The organism is Photobacterium sp. SKA34, from assembly GCF_000153325.1.
GTDB lineage: Bacteria > Pseudomonadota > Gammaproteobacteria > Enterobacterales > Vibrionaceae > Photobacterium.
The window spans coordinates 220756-238078 of sequence record NZ_CH724144.1 but is presented as its reverse complement, the minus strand read 5'-3'; the positions used below and the strand labels follow the sequence as shown (position 1 = coordinate 238078).

15 protein-coding genes are annotated in these 17323 nt (G+C 39.6%); 6 read left to right on the top strand and 9 right to left on the bottom strand.

Annotated elements, in window-relative coordinates:
- Positions 1-71 precede the first annotated feature (71 nt).
- Complete coding sequence (locus SKA34_RS17435) at positions 72-806, bottom strand: hypothetical protein (protein WP_006646833.1); 735 nt, start codon at positions 804-806, stop codon at positions 72-74.
- Positions 807-873: 67 nt separating this feature from the next.
- Here SKA34_RS17435 and SKA34_RS17430 point away from each other — a divergent pair, with 67 nt between their 5' ends.
- A complete protein-coding gene (locus SKA34_RS17430) occupies positions 874-1185 on the top strand; it encodes an MGMT family protein (RefSeq protein WP_006646832.1) in 312 nt (103 codons plus the stop codon).
- A 79-nt stretch (positions 1186-1264) separates the two neighbouring features.
- Here SKA34_RS17430 and SKA34_RS17425 read toward each other — a convergent pair whose 3' ends face one another.
- On the bottom strand, positions 1265-1687 hold the full coding sequence (locus tag SKA34_RS17425) for a YbaY family lipoprotein (RefSeq protein ID WP_006646831.1): 423 nt from the start codon (positions 1685-1687) through the stop codon (positions 1265-1267).
- A gap of 125 nt (positions 1688-1812) precedes the next feature.
- Here SKA34_RS17425 and tesB point away from each other — a divergent pair, with 125 nt between their 5' ends.
- A complete protein-coding gene (gene tesB / locus SKA34_RS17420) occupies positions 1813-2670 on the top strand; it encodes an acyl-CoA thioesterase II (protein WP_006646830.1) in 858 nt (285 codons plus the stop codon).
- Between the two features lie 72 nt (positions 2671-2742).
- Here the strand turns inward: tesB and SKA34_RS17415 are convergent, their stop codons facing one another.
- The gene (locus SKA34_RS17415) at positions 2743-3204 is read right to left on the bottom strand and encodes an Lrp/AsnC family transcriptional regulator (protein ID WP_006646829.1); all 462 of its coding nucleotides are present in this window, start codon (positions 3202-3204) and stop codon (positions 2743-2745) included.
- A 161-nt stretch (positions 3205-3365) separates the two neighbouring features.
- Here SKA34_RS17415 and SKA34_RS17410 point away from each other — a divergent pair, with 161 nt between their 5' ends.
- A complete protein-coding gene (locus SKA34_RS17410; protein WP_006646828.1) occupies positions 3366-4436 on the top strand; it encodes a PLP-dependent cysteine synthase family protein in 1071 nt (356 codons plus the stop codon).
- Between the two features lie 290 nt (positions 4437-4726).
- The gene (gene queC / locus SKA34_RS17405) at positions 4727-5422 is read left to right on the top strand and encodes a 7-cyano-7-deazaguanine synthase QueC (protein ID WP_006646827.1); all 696 of its coding nucleotides are present in this window, start codon (positions 4727-4729) and stop codon (positions 5420-5422) included.
- Positions 5423-5520: 98 nt separating this feature from the next.
- Here the strand turns inward: queC and prmB are convergent, their stop codons facing one another.
- Positions 5521-6453 carry a 50S ribosomal protein L3 N(5)-glutamine methyltransferase gene (prmB, locus tag SKA34_RS17400; protein WP_006646826.1) on the bottom strand — a complete coding sequence of 311 codons (933 nt, stop codon included), beginning with the start codon at positions 6451-6453 and terminating at the stop codon, positions 5521-5523.
- 53 nt (positions 6454-6506) lie between these two features.
- Between prmB and smrB the strand changes: the two genes are divergently transcribed.
- Positions 6507-7037, top strand: coding sequence for an endonuclease SmrB (gene smrB, locus SKA34_RS17395; RefSeq protein WP_006646825.1), 531 nt, complete (start codon positions 6507-6509; stop codon positions 7035-7037).
- Positions 7038-7094: 57 nt separating this feature from the next.
- Here the strand turns inward: smrB and SKA34_RS17390 are convergent, their stop codons facing one another.
- Positions 7095-7448 (bottom strand): hypothetical protein, encoded by a 354-nt coding sequence (locus tag SKA34_RS17390; RefSeq protein ID WP_232284289.1) that lies wholly within the window; start codon positions 7446-7448, stop codon positions 7095-7097.
- Positions 7449-7494: 46 nt separating this feature from the next.
- Positions 7495-7965 carry a phosphohistidine phosphatase SixA gene (gene sixA / locus SKA34_RS17385; RefSeq protein WP_006646823.1) on the bottom strand — a complete coding sequence of 157 codons (471 nt, stop codon included), beginning with the start codon at positions 7963-7965 and terminating at the stop codon, positions 7495-7497.
- Between the two features lie 338 nt (positions 7966-8303).
- On the opposite strand from sixA, the gene SKA34_RS17380 reads away from it, so the two are divergent.
- Positions 8304-11069: an insulinase family protein gene (locus SKA34_RS17380; RefSeq protein WP_006646822.1), complete on the top strand. Its 2766-nt coding sequence runs from the start codon at positions 8304-8306 to the stop codon at positions 11067-11069.
- Between the two features lie 72 nt (positions 11070-11141).
- Here SKA34_RS17380 and SKA34_RS17375 read toward each other — a convergent pair whose 3' ends face one another.
- The 3 genes from SKA34_RS17375 to fadI form a co-directional block, all read right to left on the bottom strand.
- Complete coding sequence (locus tag SKA34_RS17375) at positions 11142-13292, bottom strand: endonuclease/exonuclease/phosphatase family protein (protein ID WP_006646821.1); 2151 nt, start codon at positions 13290-13292, stop codon at positions 11142-11144.
- 157 nt (positions 13293-13449) lie between these two features.
- Positions 13450-15576: a fatty acid oxidation complex subunit alpha FadJ gene (gene fadJ / locus SKA34_RS17370; protein ID WP_006646820.1), complete on the bottom strand. Its 2127-nt coding sequence runs from the start codon at positions 15574-15576 to the stop codon at positions 13450-13452.
- The gene (fadI, locus tag SKA34_RS17365; protein WP_006646819.1) at positions 15576-16886 is read right to left on the bottom strand and encodes an acetyl-CoA C-acyltransferase FadI; all 1311 of its coding nucleotides are present in this window, start codon (positions 16884-16886) and stop codon (positions 15576-15578) included. The genes fadJ and fadI overlap by 1 nt, the downstream gene beginning before the upstream one ends.
- Positions 16887-17323: the final 437 nt, after the last annotated feature.

Genomic DNA, 17323 nt, shown 5'->3' with positions numbered 1-17323 from the left:
CGTTCAAGTGTGCGTTATTTATCCAAACACTAAGATATTGAAAGTAAAACCATCACCTTGATACATTTAACTTACTCATCTTCCTCGGGATCTTCTAATAAAGACTCACCAAGTAGCCCCCCCCCCAGAACAAGTAACCAGGACACTAATATGGGGTTAGCAACATCAAATTGCGGCATGATGACTAGCGTGGCAAAACCAACAGCGGGTAATACACAGGCCAATTTGGGAATCCATTCATCAAGGTGCAATTTATTTAAAGACTGAAGTGCAGCAATAATACCGATAACACATAAAGCTAATAATGCAGCATGCTCCATGCCACCAACCCACAATGGGACCACGAGTAAAAGCGGCCACCACGTATTGCCTTCTACCGGCCGCCAACTTCTAGCAGCATACCAAATAATAGCAATACCAATAATTTGAATAACAGTCGCACCAATAGAGCCCGGCAGTTTACCCTCCGCTTGTAATGCCATTAAACCTGCATTCATGGCTAATACAATGGAGATCATCAATGACCCTAATTGCCAACATCCCTTAGGCGATGTGGAAATCATCAAAATCGGTAACATCATAAATAAACTGACAGACAACGCGACAGGCTGCTCAGGCAATACGTAACCGAATGCACCTAATCCAAGCAATAATAGCCATGCTGCAACACCACCTTGAGGTAGCAGCCATAATGCTGGGATCGCAAGGGCAAGAATAGGTAATTCTCCCTGACTATGCGCTAAAGCATTTACCCCTAATACAGTCAATAATAAAGTGACAATGATTAATAGTGTTTTATACAACATGGCAACACCTCCTTGCGTTATCCTGTTGTTTAAGAAAAGATGGGACTTTTAATCTCTAATTATAAATATGGACGATTTTTCTCAGCAAATCCACAGCCAAGTGTATCAAATACCTATTGGTAAAATATCGACTTATGGCGATATTGCTAAATTTTCAGGATTTCCTGGCTATGCACGTCAAGTAGGCCGTTTACTCTCGAACCTTCCTCAAGGTTCAGCGTTACCTTGGCACCGTGTTATTAATAGCCAAGGAAAAATCTCATTATGTGGTGACGGTAGAGCTCGCCAAATAGAAGCATTGCGTAATGAAGGGATTAATGTGACGGAACAAGGACGAGTCAACCTTAAAGTATATCGTTGGGATGGGTATCCTGAATAACAAAATGCCCGACCTTCTTATTTCAATAAAAAGAAATAGAGTAAATCGGGCATTGCTAATATTGTATAAAACGGCTGGATTACACTTTCACCAATGGAATATCTAGGTGTGTCGTTTTTAACGGTTCAATACTTAAATCTACTGTTGATTGATTACTGAATAGCACTTCATCATTGATTTCAATCTTAGCAATAACACGATATAAGGTATCTGGCTTTAATTTACTTTTCACATAATTCAACGTAAAAGAAACAGGCGGCTGTTCTCCTTCTGCTAAAAATGAATGTTGGCTGATAACTTTATTCGCATCATGATCGGCTTGAGTAGACCGCTCAACTAAGGACACAATAATGCGCGCATTATTCGGTAACACTACACGCTCACGATAACTCACTGTTCCACTTAATGTTCCAACATCACTATCAGTCGGCATTAAGTTAGTACAAGCAGTGATCACTAGCGCCACAATCAAAACTCCAAACCATGCAAAAGAATTTTTCATATTCTTCTCTGTTAATCCCTAATCTATATTGCTATAAAGCTCAAATATAATAAAACCAATCCAATCTCTATTTGAACTTGATTTCCCTAAATCATACTGATAGTAACATAATTAATGGTGCTTAGATGAGTAAAGAACTGAATGAACTTCTCAATCTTCTACAGTTAGAACAACTTGAACTTGAGCTTTTCAGAGGTCAAAGTGAAAACCTTGGTCTGCCACAAGTTTATGGTGGACAAGTAATTGGGCAGTCCTTATCCGCAGCTAAGCAAACGGTAGAAAAACAACGTTACTTACACTCCTTTCATAGCTACTTTTTACGCCCTGGTAATCCTGAAAAGCCAATTATTTATGATGTGGAAAAATTACGTGATGGTAAAAGCTTTAGTACTCGTCGTGTAAAAGCAATTCAGAATGGTGAACCTATCTTTTTCTTAACCGCTTCTTACCAAGCAAATGAAGAAGGATTTAACCACCAATCAACAATGCCAAATGTAGCAGGGCCTGAAGGTTTAGCATCTGAAACTCAACTTGTTGACGCCATTGCGCAATATCTACCACCCAAAATAGTGGAGATATTTGGTAAGAAACGCCCAGTTGAAGTGCGTCCAGTAACCGTCATTAATCCATTAAAGCCAACCGTTGCTGAACCAAAACAATACTTATGGATTAAAGCCAATGGCACGATGCCAGACGATCTTAATATCCATCACTATTTATTGGCGTATGCGTCTGATTGGGGCTTTCTTGTGACATCAATGCATCCACATGGTGTAACGTTATTTAGCCCTAATATGCAAGTGGCTACTATTGATCATTCAATGTGGTTTCACCGTCCATTTAAGATGGATGAATGGCTGCTTTACGCTATTGATAGCCCATCGTCTAGTGGCTCTCGTGGTATTGTTCGTGGTGAGGTTTATAACCAAAAAGGCGAACTCGTTGCATCAGCTGTTCAAGAAGGTTTGATCCGTCAACGATAAACTCATCGTCTTAAGGTTAACGCAATCAAGGCAGCCACTAGTAATAAATAGTGGCTGCCTTGATTATATAATCTAAAGTGGTAATGCTGTGGTGTACTTAAGGGGCTCCATTGCAAATGTCGATGTTACATTCGTTAGCCCCTCAATGCTGTTCACCAATTTCTTATAAAACAGATCAAAAGCCTGCATATCAGCTACTTGTACTTTCATCATGTAATCGTAATCGCCTGCCATACGGTAGAATTCCATAACTTCTGGGAACTCTTCAACGGCATGAACAAAACCGTTATACCATTCCTTAGAATGATTACTGGTTTTAATCTGCACAAATGCTATAAAAGATAGTCCAAGTTTTGCAGCATCTAATAGTGCAACACGTTGACGTAATATTCCATCTTCTTCTAAACGCTTTAGCCTTTTCCAGCATGGCGTGGTCGTTAAATTAACAGCTTCTGCTAATTCAGATAACGCTAGCGTTGCATCTTTTTGCAATAAACGCAGTAATGTTCTATCTACAGCATCTAAACTTGACATCTCATACCACCGAAAAGCAATTAAATAGAAATATTTTCTAAATTTTATCGTTTTATTGCAAAACAAAGCAAAGACTTTTCTCTATAACTTGGTAATATAATTGTTAAGCAATCAACATAAATACAACAACAATAATAAAATCAATACAGTGGAGTCACGCTATGACACAACAACTAAACAATCAATGGGTTAATAACGCCATTCGTAAAATTGATGCTGATTACCAACGCTCAGCAGATACCCACTTAATTAAATTAGAGTTACCTAGCCTAGACGGTATTGATATTTATCTTAAAGATGAAAGCACGCACCCAACAGGAAGCTTAAAGCACCGTCTTGCTCGCTCGTTATTCCTATACGCTTTATGTAACGGTTGGATTAAAGAAGGTACACCGATCATTGAATCATCATCAGGTAGTACTGCTGTTTCTGAAGCCTATTTTGCACGTTTACTTGGGTTACCATTTATTGCTGTAGTGCCACGTAAAACAGCGTGTAAAAAAATAGAACAAATTAAATTTTATGGTGGTAGCGCCCATTTTGTTGACTCTCCTGCTGCGATTTATGACGAATCTCGCCGTTTAGCAAAAGAGTTAAATGGTCATTACATGGATCAATTTACCTATGCTGAACGTGCCACCGACTGGCGTGGTAATAACAACATTGCTAACAGTATTTTTGACCAAATGAAGTTAGAGCGCTTCCCTATCCCAAGTTGGATTGTAATGAGTCCAGGTACTGGTGGTACATCAGCAACAATTGGTCGTTATATTCGTTACCAAATGCAACCAACGCAACTGTGTGTTGTTGATCCAGAGAACTCAGTATTCCACGATTACTTTATGCAACGTGATAATACAATTATAGGCAACACAGGCAGCCGTATTGAAGGTATTGGTCGCCCTAGAGTTGAACCAAGCTTTATTCCTGATGTGATCAATGAAATGCGCAAGATCCCAGATGCTGCAAGTGTTGCAACTATTCACTGGTTAGAAAAAATTATTGGCCGTAAAGCCGGTGCATCAACAGGGACAAACCTATTTGGTGTATTACAAATCGCGGCTGAAATGAAACAACGTGGAGAAACAGGCTCTATCGTTACGCTATTGTGTGATAGTGGCGAGCGTTACCTTGACACCTACTACAATCCAGAATGGATCAGTGCAAACATTGGCGATTTATCAGCATATACCGAACAGTTAGAACAATTGGAAAAACTCGGTCAATGGTAAGTATCACGCTTAAATGAACAACCCCTTGGGGAGGTTAGCCACAGCGCCTCCCCCTCTATTTTAAACTTTGTGTCTGTGTACGTTGAACGTTGATAAACCAAGTACAGCCTTAACTTGGATAATCATTAAACGCGATACGTTATTTTGCCGTACTTTATGTACGGCTTTTTTTCGTCTATTACATCTAAAACTTTGCAGCAGACAACAGCTGAGTTAGCATAGATAGACGTTCTAAAGAATGTCTATCTACCGACTGTTTCTCGGTAATTTTTCAAAAAAGGAACACTTAAATGTCAAAAGCAGTTGTTGTTTTCAGTGGCGGTCAAGATTCGACTACGTGCCTTATTCAAGCTCTGGCGCATTACGATGAAGTACACTGTATTACATTTGATTATGGTCAACGCCATAAATTAGAGATTGAAGTAGCAGAAGCTATTGCTAAAGATCTTGGCGTAACAGCACATAAAGTAATGGATGTCGGTTTATTAAATGAATTAGCCATTAGTTCACTAACACGTGACAATATTGCTGTCTCTCATGAACTACAAGAAAACGGATTACCGAACTCCTTTGTTCCTGGTCGTAATATTCTATTTTTAACCTTGGCAGGTATTTACGCCTACCAAATTGGTGCAGAAACCGTTATTACCGGTGTATGTGAAACTGACTTTTCTGGCTACCCTGATTGCCGTGATGAATTTGTTAAGTCATTAAACCAATCATTAGTACTCGGAATGGATCGCCCATTAACGATTGCAACCCCCTTAATGTGGCTAAATAAAGCAGAAACATGGGCATTAGCAGATCAATACCAAAAACTAGACTATGTTCGTGAAAAAACACTAACTTGCTATAACGGTATTATTGGTGACGGTTGTGGTGATTGCCCATCTTGTGATTTGCGCCGAGCAGGACTTAATGATTACTTAGATCATAAAACCACTGTGATGAATGCTCTGAAAGAAAAGCAAGCGCAGCAAGCATAATCATAATAACCACTGAGTGACATATAAAAACGGCATGATGGTACTGAGAAAGTAACCATCATGCCGTTTTTTCTTAATCGTGTTTAACTGCGCTTTAATTAGTCGCGAAAAGCCGAAAAATCATCTGCACAATCAACAAGCTGATCACGTGTTAACAAAAACACACCATGACCACCATTTTCAAACTCTAACCATGTGAATGGAATATGCGGATATTGATCTTCCATGTGGATCATCGAGTTACCCACTTCACAGATCAAGAAGCCATCATCTTTTAGATAATCAGGTGCATTCGCTAAAATACGACGCACTAAATCTAAACCATCAAAACCTGCCGCAAGACCGAGTTCAGGCTCGTGACGGAACTCATCAGGTAGACTATCCATATCTTCTTGATCCACATACGGTGGATTAGACACAATAAAGTCATACTTATCTTTTGGTACATCACGAAGCAAATCAGAACGAAGTGGGATCACTTGTTGCTCTAAACCGTGATCAGCGATATTCTGCTCTGCAACAGCCAGTGCCTCAGGTGAAATATCAACGATATCCACTTCCGCTTCTGGGAACATATGCGCACACGCAATACCAATACAACCACTTCCCGTACATAAATCCATAATACGTGTAGGCTCTTGGCTTAAAAGTGGCTCAAAACGGTTTTCAATCAATTCGCCAATCGGAGAACGTGGAATAAGAACACGCTCATCAACGAAGAATTCCATACCACAGAAATAAGCAATGTTTGTTAGGTATGATACTGGTGTGCGATCGTCGATACGGCGAATAACGCGCTCAACAATACTCTGACGCTCACTACGAGTTAAACGAGAATCTCGAACTTCAGGTGGAACATCTAACGGTAAATACAATGTAGGAAGAACAAGCTGAACCGCTTCATCCCACGCATTATCGGTACCGTGACCATAAAATAGACCTGCGGCATTGAAACGACTTACCGTCCAACGTAACATGTCTTGCAATGTATGAAGTTCGTTGACAGCTTCGTCGACAAAAATCTTATCCAAAATAGCCTCCGAAAAATGCGACATTACCGCTATATAGTTGTTGGAATTTCATTATGAGTAAAAAAGATCCAAACATTGATGAAGAGATGGCTCTCTTCAAAGATGCGATAAAAGGCGTAAAAAAGTTTTCGCATGATACCATAATCACGCCACGCAAACAGACAACAAAAGCTGATAAAGCAAAAGTCATGGGGAAAGAAAGTCAAAACCATGAGTTTTATTTCTCAGATGAGTTTGAACCTCATCTTAATGAAAATGGCCCAGTGCAATATGCGCGCGATGGCGTTTCTAAGTATGAAGTAAAAAAGTTACGTCGTGGTGTTTACGTACCTGACATTTATTTGGATATGCACGGCATGACGCAACAAGAAGCCAAGCGAGAGCTCGCCGCTATGATTGCAGCCTGTATAAAAGAGAATGTGTCTTGTGCGTGTGTGATGCACGGCATTGGAAAACATATATTGAAACAAAAAGCGCCGATGTGGTTGGCTCAACATCCCGATGTACTCGCTTTTCACCAAGCTCCCCTTGAATTTGGTGGGAATGGTGCACTACTCGTACTTATCGAAATACCTGAAAGATAAAAGAACATCGAGTAAGCAAGACGCGCATCGCAATATCACTTACTCGGTTGTTCTATTTTAATAGCTTGGTTTTATTATATGTCCAACCTTCACTACTTTACCGTGATTAAATAGCGTCACTTCTCCAGTGGCGCATATTTTTAAACGCCGTTTAATCACTGTTTCATCGTAAAAGTATTCACAGTCATCATTTCGTGCACTATCAATACGCGCAAAAATACGAATAGGCCCTTCACCGATAGCGTTGGAATAATTAGCAAAGGTTAATGTGCTTCCCGTACTCGATACATGCATACCTTCTTTTCGTCCATCTGACCACTTGATCATACCATTTGCTGAAATACGAATAGGCTCAGCGTTAGAAGCGCAGCCCATTAGCAATATCGAAGTGAGAAAAGAAATTAACGACACTTTTACCATAACCAGCACTTACCTATTGTCCGTCATCAAAGCCATATTATTGTGGTACGTTTTGCCAAACCAATTCTGCATTATCCATGTCAGGATCGTAATCAATTGCAGCAATGGCTGAAGTACTAAACATAGGGGGCTGTATGCCTGCCACCAGCTCTGAGGTCAAATATCCCACAAGAGGTAGATGTGAAACTAATAGAACCGATTGTGGCTTTTCAATACCAATCATTGCTTTTAAATAATCGACTACCGTTACAGCATCACCATAAGGGGTGATCTCATCACTCACTTGAACATTTGCAACACCCGGTAATACACTTTCCATACATTGCCATGTTTGTTGCGCGCGTAAATACGTACTCACCAGTACAGTATCTAATGGTTGATTTAATTGCTGGGCTAGCATTTCCGCCATCTGTTTTGATTGGCGTGAACCGCGCTTTGTCAACGGGCGCTCTGCATCACTTGCAGCAAAATTTTCAGCTTCACCGTGACGCATAATATAAATTCGCATAAGTTTCCGTTTCTCTTCGTTAAACAGGTCGTTCAATTAGTTGTGATAATAAAGCTCATTTTATTACTAATTGACATGCTAATGCATTTTTTCAACATATCTCTCTATCATGCTAGCAACTCCCTTTCATATCGCATACTCCTTACGCAAATTTGATAACGAATCCGTGACAAGGTTAGCCAACCTGAACAAATCATTAATTAAAGTAGGATTAAGCCTTGACGTTAAGTTTTCATACCGCGCTCATAACTACGTAAATAAAGTTAACTATCAGTTTGCCAGTCTGTGTATTGAGGGTCATAATTGATCCAATTCTCCTTTAAAAATAGGCTCTTCCTGTGCATATAAGCCCAAATGATCACAAGCAGTATCGCTATCTTACTTTAGCGAATGAACTACGCGTATTGCTGGTTCATGATGCTGAAGCGCCTCGCTCCGCTGCTGCCTTATCCGTCGAAATTGGTCATTTTGACGATCCTATTGATCGTCAAGGTATGGCACACTTTCTCGAACATATGCTGTTTCTCGGTACAGAAAAATATCCGCGGGTTGGGGAGTTTCAAACTTTCATCAATCGTAGTGGCGGGAGTAACAACGCATGGACGGGAACAGAAAACACGACGTTTTTCTTCGAAGTTAGCCCTCATGCTTTTGAAGAGGGATTAGATCGTTTTGGGCAGTTTTTTACCGCACCATTATTTAATGAAGAAGCTATTGACAAAGAAAGGCAAGCTGTTGATTCTGAATACAAATTAAAAATAAAAGATGATGTTCGCCGCCTTTATCAAGTACAAAAAGAAACCATTAATCCAGAGCACCCTTTTGCTAAGTTTTCAGTCGGTGATCTTACGACACTAGACGATCGTGATGGCAAATCCGTACGGGATGATTTATTAGCTTTTTATCATCAACATTATTCTGCGGATGTAATGGGCTTAGTCTTATTAGGCCCCCAGTCATTAGATGAATTAGAACAATTCACGAATGACTTTTTTAGCCATATTCCCAAAACAGATGTAGTAAAAACACCGCTTACTACGCCGTTTGTGACCGAAAAAGAACAACAACAATTTATTCAAATTGAACCAATAAAAGAGCTACGAAAGTTAACGCTTTCATTTTCTCTGCCATGTGTAGATGAGTTTTATACCGCGAAACCCTTATCTTATATTGCCCACTTATTAGGCAATGAAGGTCAAGGTAGTTTGATGTCAGTTCTCAAAAAACGAGGCTTTATTAATACCTTAACCGCCGGTGGTGGGGTTAGCGGCAGTAATTTCAGAGAATTTACCGTAGGTTTGAATTTAACACCGAAAGGTCAAGATCACATTGACGAGATAGTCACTAGCGTTTTTCAGTGTCTTAAACTCATCAAGCTACATGGCTTAGCTCAATGGCGACAACAAGAGAAGAAAGCTGTACTTGAAATGGCTTTCCGCTATCAAGAAAAAAGCCGTCCATTAGATACTGTCAGTTATTTGGTTTTAAATCTGTTGCATTATAAACCGGAAGATATCATATACGGTGATTATATGATGGAGCAATACGATCATTCCTTAATCGAGCAGATCTTAGATTATCTCGAGCCAACCAATATGCGATTAACTTTAGTTGCTCAAGGTGGTCATTATGATCGCACCGCTCAATGGTATGACACGCCTTACTCAGTAACACCATTTACCGCGGAACAAAAAGCGTTATGGCAAGATATTGAACTGGATCCTGAGTTAACACTACCCGAGCGCAATATTTATCTTTGTGATAATTTTGAGCCTTTACCACTCGAGTCTGGCTCAGAATTACCTCCTCAGTTAATTCAAGATTTACCAGGATTTCGTTTATGGCATAAACAAGAACATGATTTCCGTGTTCCTAAAGGTGTTGTTTATGTTGCTATTGATAGTCCACAGGCAGTGAGTTCACCACGAAATATCGTAAAAACTCGCCTTTGTGTTGAAATGCTATTAGAAGCGATAAATGAGACCGCTTATCCCGCTGAAATAACAGGTATGTCTTATAACCTTTATGCTCACCAAGGAGGCGTTACGCTTCAGTTATCTGGCTTTAGTGAAAAACAACCTTTGCTTATGAAGCTGATACTTGAGCGCTTTGCCGGGCGAACATTTGATAAAGATCGCTTTAACAATATCAAAGCACAAATGCTACGTAATTGGCGTAACGCAGCTGAAGATAAACCGATTTCACAATTGTTTAATCAGCTAACAGGATTACTACAACCCAATAACCCGCCCTATCCAGTTATGATTGAAGCATTAGAATCCATTGAGTTAGATGAGCTACCAGGCTTCGTTGATGAAATGTTTGCAGAGCTGCATATTGATGCCTTTGTGTATGGCAATTGGCTAAAAAAAGATGCGTTAGCATTAGCAGAAATATTAAAAGATGCATTCCGAGTGACTGACCAACTATATGGTGAATCACAACGTCCACTCGTACATTTAGACAATGCAGGCACATTAACGTATGAGTTAGATTGTAATCATGAAGATTCTGCAATCTTAATGTATTACCAATCTCAGGAAACCACACCTGAGCAAATTGCAATTTATACGTTAGCTAATCATTTAATGTCGACCACGTTCTTCCATGAGTTACGTACGAAACAACAACTGGGGTATATGGTAGGAACAGCCAATCTACCACTTAATCGTCATCCTGGGTTGATCTTATATATTCAATCACCTGTTGCCGATCCAAGTTACTTATCAGAGGCAATTGATGATTTTACCAATGCTTTTGCGCTCGTATTGCTCGAGTTGAATGAAGCGCAATGGCAAGACAGTAAGCAAGGTTTAATTGCACAAATTTCAGAACCTGATACGAACTTACGTTCTCGTGCTCAACGCTTTTGGGTCAGTATTGGCAACAAAGATGAAACGTTCAATCAACGTCAGCGAGTGGTTGATGAGTTAAAAAATCTCGATCGAGTTGATATGATCAAATTTATAGTAGATACCATAAAGCCCCGCACCGCAAATCGTTTAGTGATGTACTACAAGGGCAATGCTCATATCGATTCAGAAGTGCTCGATATTGGTACTCCTATTGATTCTGTATCAAAATTTCAAAGTACGGCTTCTTAACTAAAAGATTAGGTTGTAGAAAGGCTCATTAAATAGCAATTTATATTTAATGAGCCTTAATTTTAATCAGGATTAATTTTGTTTATTTACCTTATAAGTTGTCGATAGGACATTATGATCTGTTATCCACATCGCTGGATGAGAAAAAATAACTTTTGAAGAAATAGGGATAAACTTCTCACCACGACTAAATACGTAATCAATACGACCTTGTGCTGCAAACGGGTGACGATGACTGAAGGTAATCCCTTGATCTTTTAAAGGATCAGGATGTGTTTTTCTATAACTATCGATCCATCCATAATCACGTAACATTGATGTTACTGGCCACTCCATTGCCCCCCTTCCATTGTGAATTGAACGGGTTTCTTCTGTAAAATCAAGCACTGATACAGAGTTCAAATCAGCAGCAATAAACATATTTTGAATATCAGATTGAGAGTCTAAAATATTCATCACTAATTGAAGATCATCAATACGAGAGCTTCTTTCTGCCTCGATGCACTCATCATCGGTTTTTGTATTATCCCACACCAACTTCTCACCCGTATTTGTAGAGCTTGGATGCAAAATACTAAACTCTATGATTTCTTTATCAGGTAATTCAATATGAGCCGATATTCTATTATTATTTTTTCCTTGTGCAGGATATGACTCTCCTACAATCGGATACCTGCTCAACAGACATGGATCATATTTTCTATTACTATCAGGTACTTTAATGAAATTGTAATCCAATAATTCAGCAACTGTTTTACACATATTATTACCTTCTTGAAAGGAAATAATATCAGCATTATTATTACGTATAATCTCAGCCGCATATTCGGAACCATGAACAGGCGCAACCTCCGTACCTGATGCACTTTTTCCTAGCGTATTAAATTCCATTACAGTAAGACGATCTGGTTTATGTTTAAGCCTTGCGGTTTTAAAACTCCATACAATACTTTTACTCGACTGTTTTTCATTATTAATTACAACACGCCAATAATAGCGAGTATTAGGCTCAAGTGATTCAGGCTTATAAAAAGTATCTGTTGTTACTTGTTCATCAATCAGATCATTAAAATTAGCATCCTCTGAAATCTGTATTTTATAAGAGGTATTATTTGTAACTCTATTGATGACTTTATGGGGAAACCACTTAAGTGTAACATTTTCAAATGGTATATTTTTCATACCATTTGAAGGCAAAGAGCGACTTATCGCAAGTGGTGAGTATTTTTTCTTTAGATCGCCGAGGAAAAGAACATGCATTTGCTCATGGCTTAGCTTACCCTGAAAAATATGCAAATTATCAATAGCGCCTTTAGCTGGAAGATAAGCTTTCTCGGTTCCATCTTCCATTCTTAAAGATTGCTTTCCTAAGTAAATAAATTCATCTGTTTTACAGTCAATAACATATGGACTTCTAAATTTCGAAATAAACTTACCATCAATAAAAAGTGTTACGTTATGGCGATCAAATGTTAACCCTATCTGGTGCCACTTTTCTGATAATGCTAATTCAAAAAACTTATTAACTGGTTCAAAATACCAAACATGCCCCCACTCTTCATGAGTTGTAACTTGACGTGAAATACCAATTTCGCCTTTTTCATTGACTAAAAGTGAAAAGCCAGGCCCTGTCATTAAGATTCGCGTCTCATTATTATTCAGCTCATTTTTTTCGGGTTTAAACCAAAAAGAAAGTGAATTATTTGCAACCCGTTTAGCCGAATCAATTTTTAAAGTATCATTTAATGATGAGAGACGTAATGCTCTAGCACTATGAAAACCTTTTACGTATTGGCTATCATTAAGTGAAAAATATGGCGTGTTATTTTCAAAATCTAAAAGGCTTATTTCAGTAAAGTTAGGCGTTTTTTCTTTTTTTAAATCGCTCTTACAAACAATATATCCTTCTTTATTTTCAATGAATAAACTTTTACTTCCTTTAAGCTCAATTTCACCACAATTAATATGCTCTTGATTTACTGGATCCCATAATGACACTGGAACAATATCTCCCTCTGAAAGAGAGTCTACGACAAAAGGTGTTTTATTATTAAAGTGTCGAACTTCATTAACTTTTAAAAAGCCTAAAGATGAATCGGGGCTATTGTCAATATATGGAGTGAGGTTGTCACGAGAGCTATTATTATGTAAGGATAAATCAAATGCATTAACATGCATTGAAAATGTACAACTTAAAGCAATAAATATAGTAGAAAGTTTCATTATATTTCTTTTTAAAGATTAATATTTTTGAGTCGCTTATCATTCCTTCTTTTTGTGACAATCATTTTTCATTTAAATGAAACCTTAAAGTTTTAAGGGTTTTACCTAATAAAAGTAAAAGCCACCATGGTGGCTTTTTTAGTTCTATCGATGATAGTTAGTCATTGTAAAATTTAAGATTACCTTGAACCATCTCAAGTAATCGCTCACATGGTTTAAAACGATCACCATACTTATCTGTGTACTCGTTTAGCATATCAACAACACGCGTTATCCCGATATGATCCATATAACGGAATGGCCCGCCTAAGAACGGTGGGAAACCGATACCGAAAATAGCACCAATATCACCATCTCTTGCCGAACGGATCACGCCTTCATCTAAACATCTCGCCGCTTCATTCAGCATCATTAAACTACAACGAACTGCGATTTCAGTTTCAGATTCCTTAATCTTTGGTTCCAACTCAAGCAGCTTATAAACCGACTTATCGACTTCTTTTTTCTTGGTATTATAACGATAAAAACCTTTACCGCTTTTACGTCCCTTGCGATCATCCTTCAGCAATAAATCAAACACATCTGGCGCTTCAAATCGATCACCTAGTTCAGCTAACAGAATAGGGCTTATCTTCGCGCCAACATCAACACCAACTTCATCCAATAATGTGATTGGCCCAACAGGGAAACCAAAATTAAGTAGAGCTGTATCTATGTGTTCAATCGGCTCACCACTTAGCAGTACGCGTGCCGCTTCATTCATGTAGGGCGCTAGTATACGATTAACGTAAAAGCCTGCTTTATCACCGACCACTATCGGGGTTTTACCTTGTTTTTTCGCCAAGGCGACAACCGTTGCAATCGTCTCTTCTGATGTTCCACTTCCCGTTTCCGTGCCTTGATGTGGAATCACCTCAACTAATGGCATTTTTTCTACTGGGCTAAAATAGTGAAGACCTACAACATTCTCAGGATGCTCTGCCGCTTGTGCTATTTGATTGATCGGCAATGAGGATGTATTCGTGGCAAAAATCGTGGTTGGTTTTGCATGCTCTTCAACATCCTTTACCATTTGATGTTTAAGTGCTAAATCTTCAAATACCGCTTCAATCACTACATCTGCCTGATTAAAGCCAGTAAAATCAGTCCCACCTGTCATAGTCAGCATTTGTTTTTGTAATGTGGCTTTCGAGATAATTTTACGCTTACGTTTTTTCTCAAGTAGCTTGAAATTGTACGCTAGCGCATTTTGGATACCATCATTACTGATATCTTTGATCCGTACCGGATAACCCGCTTTCGTTGCTGTAACATGGCTAATACCACCGCCCATTAAACCGCCACCCAAAACAGCGACTCGTTCGACAGTTAATGGCTCAGCCTCTGAACCCGTTTCTTTTTTCATTGCTGTTGTGGCAAAAAAGATACTACGAAGCGCGGCGGATTCCGGTGACATCACTAATTCACCAAATACTTTAGCCTCTTGTTCTAACCCTTTTTCCATCCCATGTTGTAAGCCATATTTCACAACTTCTAAAATGGCATCGACGGCAGGGTAATTCCCACGTGTTTTCTCATATGCTTTTTTCGCTGCTTGATCAAACACCACTGAGCGACCTAATGGATTTCCGCCCAATGCCCAATTTTGCATAGATGATTTGCGGCTAGGTTTTGGCGATAAAGCCATTTGCTCGGCAACATTTAATAAAATACTTTCAGGGACAACTTGATCAATCACCCCCAACTTCACCGCTTTTTTCGCGCGTAATTGCTTACCCGATAAAATCATATCAAGCGCATTAGCCACGCCAATCAAACGAGGTAAACGCTGAGTACCTCCAGAGCCAGGGAGTAACCCCAATTGTACTTCTGGTAAACCTAATCGCGTTTTATCACCATCACTACAAACTCGGCTATGACAAGCAAGAGCAAGCTCTAAACCGCCCCCTAAACATGGGCCGTGAATCGCAGCAACCACATGAAAAGGCAGTTGCTCTAACTGTGAAAATAAAATCTGTCCTTTTTTAGCTAAGGCTTGTGCCTCTTGTGCTGTTTCACAGGCTGATAACATGCGAATATCAGCCCCAGCGACAAAGTTATCAGGCTTCCCAGAATGAACAACAAGCCCTTTAATATCTGAACGCGCTTTAAGCTCTGCGAGTACTGACGTTATTTGCTCTGAAAACTCAGCTTGTAAGGTGTTCATTTTCTCATTTGGCACATCAATTTTTAGCCAAGCAACACCATTATCACTGTACGATAAACTAAATGCAGATTGCGTCATTATTCAGCCTCCAAAATCATTGCCGCACCTAAACCACCAGCTGCACATGCTGTATTTAATGCAAAACCACCACCACGACGTTTTAATTCACGTAGCGTTTGGGTGATCATACGTGCGCCTGTTGCTGCAAAAGGATGTCCATAAGCCAATGAGCCACCTAACACATTGAATTTATCCATATCTACTTCACCAATCGCATCAATACGCCCTAATTTTTCACGCGCAAACTTAGTAGAAGCAAACATTTTTAAATTTGCTAATGTTTGGGCTGCAAAAGCTTCATGCATATCAATCAAGGTTAGATCAGATAAATTTAAACCAGCACGTTCCAGCGCGACGGGTGTCGCATAAGAAGGTCCCATCAGCATATCGCTTTCAACCCCTATAGCGGAAAAAGCGTAGGAGCGAATATAGCCTAATGGTGTTAACCCTAATTCCTTAGCTCGTCCTTCTCGCATCATCAGTATTGCTGCTGCCCCATCCGTTAATGGCGTCGCATTTGCTGCTGTGACTGAACCATATTTACGATCAAAGGCTGGTCGTAATTTGGCATAAGATTCAAGGGTAGATTCTTCACGAATGTTGTTATCTTTGTCTATCCACTGGCGATAAGGTTGTGGGAATGCCGTCATCACTTCATCACGGATCAAACCATCTCGCCATGCTTGCGCCGCTAATGTATGCGAGCGGTGAGCAAGTGCGTCTTGTTCTTCACGGCTAATACCATGTGTTTTTGCCATCTGCTCTGCGGTTTGTCCCATGCTCAATCCTGTTGAATATTCAGCAACGGCAGGCGGCACAGGCATTAAATCTTTCATGCTAAGCGAACTTAATAGCTTAATGCGTTTTGACATGGTTTTCGCCTTGCTTAGTGCAAGCAAAGTAGCTGCCATTTTTTTACTCACACCAATGGGTAGTACCGAGGATGAATCAGCGCCACCAGCGATCCCAATATCGATAGTGCCTGAAATGATACTTTCGGCGACATTGGCAGCCGCTTGAAAACTAGTGGCACAGGCACGGGTAACACTGTAAGCATCTGTATGAATGTTCATACCAGTACCGAGGACGATCTCACGGGCGATATTTGGCGCTTCTGGCATTTGCACCACTTGCCCGAATACCACTTGCTCAATGAGCATCGGATCAAAATCAAGCGTTTGTAGCATATCATTGACAACCAACTTTCCGAGATCCAAAGCAGGAACGCCATCGAAAGCGGTAGCTTGACGAGCAAATGGAGTACGTAAACCGCTAACAACGGCAATACGTTCCCCCTGACGAGTAGTAAGATTTTGGAGACGTGTCATCGCAACTCCTTTGATAATTTGGCTTACAGTAAGCCGTTTGGCACACCGTGCACTAGAGGTCAGACCTCACAATTGTAAGCTAAATGTTACCAAATTCAATCAAGTGTTTAAATTTAACGGGAGAAGTGTCAAAGATTGTGATCTACCCTCTCAGTTTTAAAACGCTATTAAGCAGTAAAATGCAGATAATTAAAGAAAGTGTTAGATAAAGATATAAAACTAGAGAAAGAAGAGAAAAATAGGCAAAAAAAAACCATACCTTATAAGGTATGGTCATAATTCACGCGGAAAGCAATCTGCGTAATGAATAAGTCAATCAACATAAAGCTAATTGCAAATCAGGAAAACCTGATAAGAGAAAGTAAAGTCAGCCTTCAAAAGGAAGTTGTCATCTTGCTCAACAGATAGCATAACAATAGCCGGTTTTGCAACCCACC